Here is a 9,655-nt window from a genome sequence, read left to right as displayed (position 1 = left end):
CACAAGATCATGGACATGGCGATTGCGGCCGGTGCGCCGCTGGTCTCGCTGAACGACGGTGCGGGCGCCCGGATCCAGGAGGGCGTCTCGGCGCTGGCCGGCTATGGCGGGATCTTCCAGCGCAACACCAAGGCCTCCGGCGTCATTCCGCAGATCAGTGTGATGCTGGGCCCGTGCGCGGGCGGCGCGGCCTACAGCCCGGCCCTGACCGACTTCGTGTTCATGGTCCGCGAGACCTCGCAGATGTTCATCACCGGCCCCGACGTGGTGCGCGCGGTGACCGGTGAGGAGATCAGCCAGAACGGGCTGGGCGGCGCGGACGTGCACGCCGAGACCTCGGGCGTGTGCCACTTCGCCTACGACGACGAAGAGACCTGCCTGGCCGAGGTCCGCTACCTGATCTCGATGCTGCCCTCCAACAACCGGGAGAACCCCCCGGTCCACGCGTGCGAGGACCCGGCCGGGCGCCGCTCGGACGTCCTGCTCGACCTGGTCCCGGCCGACGGCAACCGGCCCTACGACATGGCCAAGGTCATCGAGGAGCTCGTCGACGACGGCGACTACCTGGAGGTCCACGAGCGCTGGGCGCGCAACATCATCTGCGCGCTGGCCCGCCTGGACGGGCAGGTGGTGGGCATCGTCGCCAACCAGCCGCAGGCCCTAGCCGGTGTGCTGGACATCGAGGCCTCGGAGAAGGCCGCGCGGTTCGTGCAGATGTGCGACGCGTTCAACATCCCGATCCTCACCCTGCTGGACGTGCCCGGCTTCCTGCCGGGCGTGGACCAGGAGCACGGCGGCATCATCCGCCACGGCGCCAAGCTGCTGTACGCGTACTGCAACGCCACCGTCCCGCGGATCTCGCTGATTCTCAGGAAGGCGTACGGCGGTGCGTACATCGTGATGGACAGCCAGTCCATCGGCGCCGACCTGACCTACGCGTGGCCGACCAACGAGATCGCGGTGATGGGCGCGGAAGGCGCCGCGAACGTGATCTTCCGGCGGCAGATCGCGGCCGCCGAGGACCCCGAGGCGATGCGCGCGCGCATGGTCAAGGAGTACAAGGCCGAGCTGATGCATCCCTACTACGCCGCCGAGCGCGGTCTGGTCGACGACGTCATCGACCCGGCCCAGACCCGCGAGGTCCTCGTCAAGTCCCTCGCGATGCTCCGCAACAAGCACGCCGACCTGCCCTCGCGCAAGCACGGCAACCCTCCGCAGTAGCGGTCACCACCGCACCCGCGCCGCAGTAGCCCACAAGGAGAAGCTGCCAGATGACACCCCCTGACATTCGCGTAGAGAAGGGCCACGCCGAGCCCGAGGAAGTCGCGGCCATCACGGCGATCCTGCTGGCCCGCGCCGCCGCCCAGCCCGCCGCTCCCACCGCCCGCCGCGGCCGCGACAAGGCCGGCTGGCGCCGCCTGGAGCGCACCCCGGGCTTCCGCGCCCCCCACAGCTGGCAGGGCTGAGCCCCGCCGCTCTCCGCCTCGGGCCCCGCTCTCCTTCGGGAGGGCGGGGCCCGCGAGCGTTCCTAACGTTCCTCAAGGGGCAGCGTCAGATGCGTCACCGCCGACTCCGCCAGCGGGCGGACCGCCGGATGCCAGGGGCGGCTCCGCGGCCCGCTCAGGACCAGGCGCCGTGCGACCCGCGGCTCCACCGGGAGCAGCACCAGGTCGGGCGGGACCAGGGAGCGTGAGACCTCGGACAGGACGGTCACGCCGAGGCCCGCCTGCACCATGCTGATCAGGGTGGCCAGGTCCCTGACCCGGTGCGCGGGGGTGAAGCGCAGCCCGGCCAGGTCGTGGAGCGCGCGGACCCGGTCCTCGCAGCCGTTGGGGGAGATCAGGAACTCGTCGTCCTCCAGGTCGCGGACGTCGACGGCCGCCTCGCCCGCCAGGGGGTGGTCGCGGGGGAGCAGGGCCCGGTAGCCGTCCAGGGCGAGCTGGGTGCCGGGGCCGGGGGGCGGGTCGATCAGGACGGCGGCGTCGGCCGTGCCGTTCTCCAGCCACTCCGCGACCTCGGCGCTGTCGCCCTCGAAGACGCGCACGGTGATCCGTGGCCGGTCCCGCCGCCAGTGCCGCAGCAGTCCGGGCAGCAGGCCCTGGCAGACCGTGGGGGTCGAGGCGAGCCGCACGGTGCCGCTCACCGCCCCGGCGTCGGCGGCGAGCTCGGCCACGGAGCCGACCGCCGCCAGCGCGGCTCGGGCGTGCGGCAGGACCCGCTCCCCGAGCGCCGTCGTCCGCACCGGCCCCGACCGGATGAGCAGCGGGGCCGCCAGCTCGCGTTCGAGCGAGGCCACGGCGTGCGACACCGCCGACTGGCTCAGGCCGAGCTCGGCGGCGGCCGCGCTGAACCCGCCCGCGTCGACGACGGCGAGGAAGGCCCTGAGCTGCGGCAGGTTCACGGTCATGAGGCGGCCTCATAGGTCTATGACAGCTATGCGTTGGATCAATGGTGCCAGGGCGGGCCAGAGTTGCCCGTGCCGCCAGGATCCCGGCGGATCACCGAAGAACGACGTGAGGAGAGCCATGCCCCACATCAGGGCCACCGTCACCGGTCCCGAGCTGCCCGCCGCCACCGCCCGCGCCCTCGCCGAGGGGCTGACCGGCCTGGCGGTCTCCGCGCTCGGCAAGTCCCCCGAGCGCACCATCGTCCACCTCGACCTCGTCCCCGCCGACCGCTACTACGTCGCGGGGCGGCTCCTGACCGCCGGCCGCGACGCGCACCTGGAGGTCAGCATCACGGCGGGCACCAACAGCGCCGCGGAGAAGGCCGCCTTCATCACCGGGTCAACCGCGCTCCTGGCGGAGCTCCTCGGCCCGCTCGCCCGCGGCGGCGTCGCCCTGCACGAACTGCACCCGGAGAGCTACGGCTACCAGGGCGTGACGCAGTTCGCCCACTACCGCATGAACTGAGCGCGGCCCGCACGCCGAAGCGTGCGGGCCGTCATGCGCGTACGGGCAACAAGGAGGAGCGTTAACGCAGCCGCGCCATCAGCGCGTGCTCGACCAGGGTGATCAGCGCGCTCTTCGCGTCCGCGCGGTGCCGCGCGTCGGTCGTGATGATCGGGGTGTCCGGGCCGATCTGAAGCGCCTCGCGCACCTCGTCGGGCGTGTACGGCTGGTGGCCGTCGAAGCCGTTGAGGGCGATGACGAAGGGCAGTCCGGAGTTCTCGAAGTAGTCGACGGCGGGGAAGCAGTCGGCGAGCCGCCTCGTGTCGACCAGGACGACCGCGCCGATGGCGCCACGGACCAAGTCGTCCCACATGAACCAGAAGCGGTCCTGTCCCGGCGTACCGAAGAGGTACAGGATCAGGTCCTGGTCCAGGGTGATGCGACCGAAGTCCATGGCCACCGTCGTGGTGGTCTTGTCTCCGGTGTGGGTGAGGTCGTCGATGCCCGCGGACGCGGACGTCATGACGGCCTCGGTGCGCAGCGGGTTGATCTCAGAGACCGCCCCGACGAACGTGGTCTTGCCCACGCCGAAGCCGCCCGCCACCACGATTTTCGCGCTGGTGGTGGAGCGGGCTGTTGCTCCGCCGCTAGAGCTTGCGAAGTCCACTGAGCACCCTTTCGAGCAGTGTCACGTCTGGCTGGCCGCCGGCGGACTCGTCGCCGCCGGGCTGATGGATGGCGACAAGTCCGGCCTCCGCCAGGTCGGCTACGAGGATCCGGGCGACGCCGAGGGGGATCGAGAGGAGCGCCGAGATCTCGGCGACCGACTTGATCTCCCGGCACAGGTTGCAGATGCGCTGATGCTCGGGCAACTGGCCCTGCAACTGGTGCGGTTGTGCGGTGGTGTGCACCAGCGCCTCGATGGCGAGCTGGTAGCGCGGCCTGGTGCGGCCGCCCGTCATGGCGTACGGGCGCACCAGGGGGTTGTTCGCCGATCCGGCGGGCGCCGGTTCAGGGGCGCGCCGCTGGGGGTGCACCGGCTGGATACGGGGCGCGCGCCCCGGAGTGCCCTGGTCGTACGGGCGCGGCCCCGGCTGCTGGGGCTGCGCGTACGGCTGGCGGCGGTGGCTCGGCGCGGAGGGGAAGTTGTACCTGTTCGGCCCGCCGTCGTGCTGACCACCCTGGCCATGACCAGGGGACCAGTTCGCCGATGACGAACCGTCTGGGGGTGTTGCCACGTTTCTTCCTCCTCCAACTGTGCCGGGCCCATCACTGTGGAGCCGCGTCCCGAAACCTTACGGGCACAAGACGCGAAAACGCACCGTCTGTCTGTTAGTTGAGAAGGCTCCCCTGGAGCTCCGCGCGCAGGTCCGGCGTGAGAACCGTGCCCGCGCGGTCGACAAGAAGTGCCATCTCGTACCCAATGAGACCGATGTCCGCATCCGGGTGGGCGAGAACGGCGAGCGAGGAACCGTCGGAAATGGACATGATGAAGAGAAATCCTCGCTCCATCTCCACAACGGTCTGGGTCACGGAGCCGCCCTCGAAGATCCGGGAGGCCCCGGCGGTCAGCGAGGTCAGACCGGAGGCGACGGCCGCGAGCTGGTCGGCGCGGTCGCGGGGGAAGCCTTCGGACATCGCCAGAAGGAGTCCGTCGGCGGAGACCACCACGGTGTGGGACACCCCGGGGGTGTTGTCCACGAAGTTGGTGATCAACCAGTTCAGGTTCTGTGCCGCCTGGCTCATCGGGCTCACACTAACGCTCCTGGTTGTAGGTGCTATCAGGGCTGAAGCCCTGGCCATTCGTGTCACTGCTCGTGTTGCGTCCCCGCTGGACGCCGCGGCGCAGGTTGCTCAGCCTGCCCCGCACGTCCTCGGGGTCGCGGGAGACCTGGGGGCCGCCCTGTGGGGTCTGTTCCGCGGTGCCCTCGACCAGATTGGCCTTGGGCACCCGCCGCGGGAGCCCGGACGAGGTGACCCCGCCCGCCTTCGGCTCCTTGAGGCGCTCGGCTCGCTGCCAGCGCTCGTCGTTGGACGAACGCCAGTCGTCCTTGCCCTCGCTCGGGGCGGGGGAACTCTCGTTCCCGTTCGCACCGGAGGAGCCCCTGCGGGGGAGGCCCGCGTCGGTCATCTCGTGGACGACGGACGGAGTCGGTCCCGGCCGGTCGAAGCCTACGCGCTCGTCGTCGGCCGCGGGGGCCGCCTGCGCGGATTCCGTTTCCTGGCCGTACTCGGTGCGGTAACCGTCGGCGCCGGGCCAGTCGTCCTGACCCGACCGCTCCGGATAGGGGAGCTGCGGGTCCTGGTGGCCGCCCTGGTAGGGCTGCTCGGCGGCGTACTGACCGGGCGCGTACTGCTCGGCGCCGTAGCCGTTCTCGGCGTACTGCCCGTCGGTGTACTGCGCTTCGGCGTACTGCCCGGTGGCGTACTGGTCGTTCTCGTACGCACCGCCCTGGTCGTAAGCGGCCTGCTGGTGCTCGTCGTACGCGGGGGCCTGCTGGTCGTAGCCGCCCTGCTGCTCGTACGCGCCCGGCTGCGGCTGCTGCTGTGCCTGCTGCTGCGGCTCGACCTCGTCGCGGAAGAGCGGGCGGTGGGCGCCGGGCTGCTGGGCCTGCGCCTCCAGGGCCGCGCGGCGCTCCTCGCGCATCAGCGAACGGCCGACCGGGTCGAGGCCCGGCTGCGCCTCGCCGCCGTCGCCGTGGTAGCGGCTGTCGTCGAAGCCGAGCTCCGCGGCCGTGCGCAGCGGCTCGGCCTCCAGGACCTGCTGCTCCGGGATGATCGAGGAGACGGTGAACTCGTCCTGCGCGGCCTGGTCGCCACCGCCACCGTGCGTGATCGCGTCCGGCAGCATGACCAGCGACGTGGTGCCCGCCTGCTCGCCCGAGGGGCGCAGCTGCACGCGGATGCCGTGCCGGTCGGAGAGCCGGCCGACCACGAACAGACCCATGCGCTGCGAGATCGCGGCGTCCACGGTCGGCGGGTTGGCCAGCTTGTGGTTGATGTCCGCGAAGTCCTCGGCGGTGAGGCCGATGCCCTTGTCGTGGATCTCGACCATGACGCGGCCGTCGGGCAGTCGCGTCGCGGTGACGCGGACCTTGGTCTGCGGCGAGGAGAACGTGGTGGCGTTCTCCAGGAGCTCGGCGAGCAGGTGCACGAGGTCGGTCACGGCCAGGCCGTGGATCTCGGCCTCCGGGACGCCCTCCAGCTCGATGCGCTCGTACTGCTCCACCTCGGAGGAGGCGGCGCGCAACACGTCGACCAGCGGGACCGGCTGGTCCCAGCGGCGGCCCGGCTCCTCGCCGGAGAGGACCAGGAGGTTCTCGCCGTTGCGGCGCATACGGGTCGCCAGGTGGTCCAGGCGGAAGAGGTTCTCCAGCTGGTCCGGGTCGGCCTCGTTGTTCTCCAGGTCGGTGATGAGGGTCAGCTGGCCCTCGATCAGCGACTGGTTGCGGCGCGACAGGTTGGTGAAGATCGCGTTGATGTTGCCGCGGAGCAGCGCCTGCTCGGCGGCGAGCCGCACGGCCTCGCGGTGCACCTGGTCGAAGGCGCGGGCGACCTCGCCGATCTCGTCCGTGGAGGAGATCGGGATGGGCTCCACGCGGGTGTCGACGCGGCCCGGGTCGGTGCGCGACAGCTGGTCGACCAGCATCGGCAGGCGCTGCTCGGCGATGCCGAAGGCGGCGGTACGCAGCTGGCGCATCGACTTGGACATCTGGCGCGCCATCATCCCGGCCAGGATGAAGGCGGCGAGCAGCGCGAGCACCACGATGGCACCGGTGATGTACGCGTTGCGCTGGGCGGTGGCGGCGATGTCGGACGCCTCGTCCACGGCCTTGTCGGCGAGGTCCGACTCGATGGTGCGGTAGGCGTCGAACTTGGCGGTGGTGATGGCCCACCAGGCCTTGGGCGTGATGCCCTTGCCGGCCAGCTCGACGCGCGCGCTCGGCTGGGTGCTCGGCATGGTGGCGATGGCCGCGACCATCTTGTCCTGCGTGAGGGCCGGGCCGCCCTCCTTCTCGGCGGCGGCCGCCAGCTCCTTCTTGGCCTCCTCCAGCTTGGCGACGTCCTCGGGGGTGCCACCGCCGGTGTACTCCTCGATGGCGATGCGCTCCAGGTAGGCGTACGAGGAGAACGAGGTGCGCTGGAGCGTGAAGGAACCGGTGCCGGGGCCCGGCTCGACCAGGAGGTGCGTGCCGATGGACCGCTGAAGGGAGAGCGCTGCCTTGGAGAGCGAGATCGCGTAGACGGTGCGGCCGTAGCTGGTGATGTTGCCGGTGCCCAGACCGAGCTCGTTGGCGAACTCCATCAGCGGGTGCTGGATGGCGACGTAGCCCTCTTCGGTCTTCACACCGGGAAGCTTGGTGGTGTACGCGGCCTGGCGCAGCGGGGCGAGCTTCGGCTCGACCTTGCGGAAGGCGTCGAGACGACGGTTGAGGCCTTCCTTGTCCGGCATGCTCTCCGTCGCGGACTTGAACTCGGCGGCGGCCCGGTCGGTGGCCTTGCGGGCCTTGACGACGACCGGGTCGTTCCGCTTGCCGCGCAGGAGGGGAGCGGCGGTGAGGTCGCGCTCCTCGATGAGGCGGTTGCCGTAGTCCAGGGACGCCCGCACCAGGCGGGCGGTGCTCTCGGCGTCCTGGGCCTCGCTCCAGGTGTCGATCGAGCCCTTCACCTGGAAGCCGCCCATGACGAGACCGACGAGCACGGGTATGAGGAGGATCGCGTTCAGTCTGGTCGGCACACGCCAGTTGCGGGGCGACATCCGTCCGCCGGAGGGAGCCGGGGACTCGTTGCCGGAGGCGGCGCTCACATCAACGGGGGACGCCGCTGTGCGCGGCGGCGGGGTGAAGTTGCCCCGCGCGTCCCCGGTGGGGGATGCCGCGGGACTCGGCTTGCTTCGCCTCACTCGACCAACAACCTCTCGGCGGCGGCACTCACGTCGTGCCGCTGTCGTCTCCAAGGCCCGTGCTACTGGGCAGTTCAGCGCATTCCAGCACGTCAGGGGCTGCTCTTCCAAACAGTAGGAAGGGCTGGTTCCGAGTGGTGTAAGCCTCAGATAAATCGGTCATAAAGAGCGAGCCCCGCCAAAAGGCGGGGCTCTTGTGAGCACAGCGACACCAGGTGACCGCGACGCGTGGCGGTCACCTTGCAATTCTCTGTCGAAACGTTATGAACACGGCGCGCGGCCGTGTCAAAGGACACAGCCCGCTCCGGGTGTACTACGACAACTGCCGTACGGACCTGCTTACTTGAGACGTGCCATAAGTGCGTGTTCGACCAGCGTGATCAGGCCACTCTTTGCGTCCGCACGGTGTCGCGCGTCGGTCGTGATGATCGGCGTTCCCGGACCGATCTGAAGCGCCTCGCGCACCTCGTCCGGAGTGTACGGCTGGTGGCCGTCGAAGCCGTTGAGGGCGATGACGAACGGCAGCCCGCTGTTCTCGAAGTAGTCGACGGCCGGGAAGCAGTCGGCGAGCCGGCGGGTGTCCACGAGCACGACCGCGCCGATGGCGCCGCGCACGAGGTCGTCCCACATGAACCAGAAACGGTCCTGTCCCGGCGTACCGAAGAGGTACAGGATCAGGTCCTGGTCCAGGGTGATGCGGCCGAAGTCCATGGCTACGGTGGTCGTCGTCTTGTCCCCGGTGTGGGTCAGGTCGTCGATGCCCGCGGATGCGGACGTCATGACGGCCTCGGTGCGCAGCGGGTTGATCTCGGAGACCGCCCCGACGAACGTGGTCTTGCCCACGCCGAAGCCGCCCGCCACCACGATCTTCGCGGAGGTGGTGGACCGGGTCGAGCCCGAGTCACTAGAGCTGGCGAAGTCCACTGAGCACCCTTTCGAGCAGTGTCACGTCTGGCTGGCCGCCGGCGCTCTCGTCGCCGCCGGGCTGGTGGATGGCGACGAGCCCGGCCTCCGCCAGGTCGGCTACGAGGATCCGGGCCACACCCAGCGGCATCGACAGGAGCGCGGAGACCTCGGCCACCGACTTGACCTCACGGCACAGGTGGCAGATCCGCTGGTGCTCGGGGAGCAGCCCCATCAGCTGGGCCGGGTCGGCCGTGGTGCTCACCAGCGCCTCGATGGCGAGCTGGTAGCGGGGCCGGGTCCGGCCGCCGGTCATCGCGTAGGGCCGCACCAGCGGCTGGTCGCCCTCCATTCCGTACGAGGCATCGCCGTACGGGTTGTGAGAGGCGGTGGGCGGGGTCATGGATCCTCCGGGCGGGACAGCAGGTCATCTGCGTGTGCCGTCTGACAGAGCCGGTGGGGGCAGTGTGGCGGCCGGACGGTTGGTCAGTACGTTCGGTCGGTGGGGCGGCCGAAGGGGTAAGGCTTCGGAGCGTGCTCCGGGCTAGTGGAGCAGGCTGCCCTGCAGCTCGGCGCGGAGGTCCGGGGTGAGGACGGCGCCCGCGCGGTCGACGAGGAGGGCCATCTCGTAGCCGACGAGGCCGATGTCGCACTCGGGGTGCGCGAGCACGGCCAGGGACGAGCCGTCGGAGACGGACATGATGAAGAGGAACCCCCGCTCCATCTCCACCACGGTCTGCGTGACGGTGCCGCCCTCGAAGATCCGGGAGGCCCCGGCGGTCAGCGAGGTCAGGCCGGAGGCGACCGCGGCCAGCTGGTCGGCGCGGTCGCGCGGGAAGCCTTCGGACATCGCCAGAAGGAGTCCGTCGGCGGAGACCACCACGGTGTGGGACACCCCGGGGGTGTTGTCCACGAAGTTGGTGATCAACCAGTTCAGATTCTGTGCCGCCTGGCTCAT

General features: G+C 70.5%; 11 protein-coding genes. 3 read left to right on the top strand and 8 right to left on the bottom strand.

Annotation, left to right across the window (positions count from 1 at the left end):
* Together ACZ4Z4_RS34995 and ACZ4Z4_RS34990 are read left to right on the top strand one after the other, a co-directional pair.
* The coding region (locus ACZ4Z4_RS34995) for an acyl-CoA carboxylase subunit beta (protein WP_468336686.1) at nucleotides 1-1,221 on the top strand (1,221 nt) is incomplete at its 5' end.
* Between the two features lie 50 nt (nucleotides 1,222-1,271).
* A complete protein-coding gene (locus tag ACZ4Z4_RS34990) occupies nucleotides 1,272-1,466 on the top strand; it encodes an acyl-CoA carboxylase subunit epsilon (protein ID WP_398308774.1) in 195 nt (64 codons plus the stop codon).
* 62 nt (nucleotides 1,467-1,528) lie between these two features.
* On the opposite strand, the gene ACZ4Z4_RS34985 is transcribed toward ACZ4Z4_RS34990, so the two are convergent.
* Nucleotides 1,529-2,407, bottom strand: coding sequence for a LysR family transcriptional regulator (locus tag ACZ4Z4_RS34985; RefSeq protein WP_468336683.1), 879 nt, complete (start codon nucleotides 2,405-2,407; stop codon nucleotides 1,529-1,531).
* A gap of 118 nt (nucleotides 2,408-2,525) precedes the next feature.
* Between ACZ4Z4_RS34985 and ACZ4Z4_RS34980 the strand changes: the two genes are divergently transcribed.
* Nucleotides 2,526-2,912: a tautomerase family protein gene (locus ACZ4Z4_RS34980; RefSeq protein WP_468336680.1), complete on the top strand. Its 387-nt coding sequence runs from the start codon at nucleotides 2,526-2,528 to the stop codon at nucleotides 2,910-2,912.
* Between the two features lie 61 nt (nucleotides 2,913-2,973).
* Here the strand turns inward: ACZ4Z4_RS34980 and ACZ4Z4_RS34975 are convergent, their stop codons facing one another.
* From ACZ4Z4_RS34975 to ACZ4Z4_RS34945, 7 genes are all read right to left on the bottom strand, one after another.
* A complete protein-coding gene (locus ACZ4Z4_RS34975; protein ID WP_030361923.1) occupies nucleotides 2,974-3,558 on the bottom strand; it encodes a GTP-binding protein in 585 nt (194 codons plus the stop codon).
* Entirely contained in the window at nucleotides 3,539-4,129 is a 591-nt protein-coding gene (locus tag ACZ4Z4_RS34970) for a DUF742 domain-containing protein (RefSeq protein ID WP_468336677.1), read from the bottom strand. Before ACZ4Z4_RS34970 ends, ACZ4Z4_RS34975 begins: the two co-directional genes overlap by 20 nt.
* A gap of 94 nt (nucleotides 4,130-4,223) precedes the next feature.
* Nucleotides 4,224-4,637, bottom strand: a complete 414-nt coding sequence (locus ACZ4Z4_RS34965; protein ID WP_030787419.1) for a roadblock/LC7 domain-containing protein — start codon at nucleotides 4,635-4,637, stop codon at nucleotides 4,224-4,226.
* Between the two features lie 10 nt (nucleotides 4,638-4,647).
* Complete coding sequence (locus ACZ4Z4_RS34960; RefSeq protein ID WP_468336674.1) at nucleotides 4,648-7,794, bottom strand: sensor histidine kinase; 3,147 nt, start codon at nucleotides 7,792-7,794, stop codon at nucleotides 4,648-4,650.
* Between the two features lie 339 nt (nucleotides 7,795-8,133).
* A complete protein-coding gene (locus ACZ4Z4_RS34955) occupies nucleotides 8,134-8,718 on the bottom strand; it encodes a GTP-binding protein (protein WP_468336671.1) in 585 nt (194 codons plus the stop codon).
* Nucleotides 8,699-9,100, bottom strand: coding sequence for a DUF742 domain-containing protein (locus ACZ4Z4_RS34950; RefSeq protein WP_362998167.1), 402 nt, complete (start codon nucleotides 9,098-9,100; stop codon nucleotides 8,699-8,701). Before ACZ4Z4_RS34950 ends, ACZ4Z4_RS34955 begins: the two co-directional genes overlap by 20 nt.
* Before the next feature lie 141 nt (nucleotides 9,101-9,241).
* The gene (locus ACZ4Z4_RS34945) at nucleotides 9,242-9,655 is read right to left on the bottom strand and encodes a roadblock/LC7 domain-containing protein (RefSeq protein WP_030787430.1); all 414 of its coding nucleotides are present in this window, start codon (nucleotides 9,653-9,655) and stop codon (nucleotides 9,242-9,244) included.

This window comes from Streptomyces sp. NPDC030245, assembly GCF_055572995.1.
This window is presented reverse-complemented; position numbering and strand designations above follow the sequence as displayed.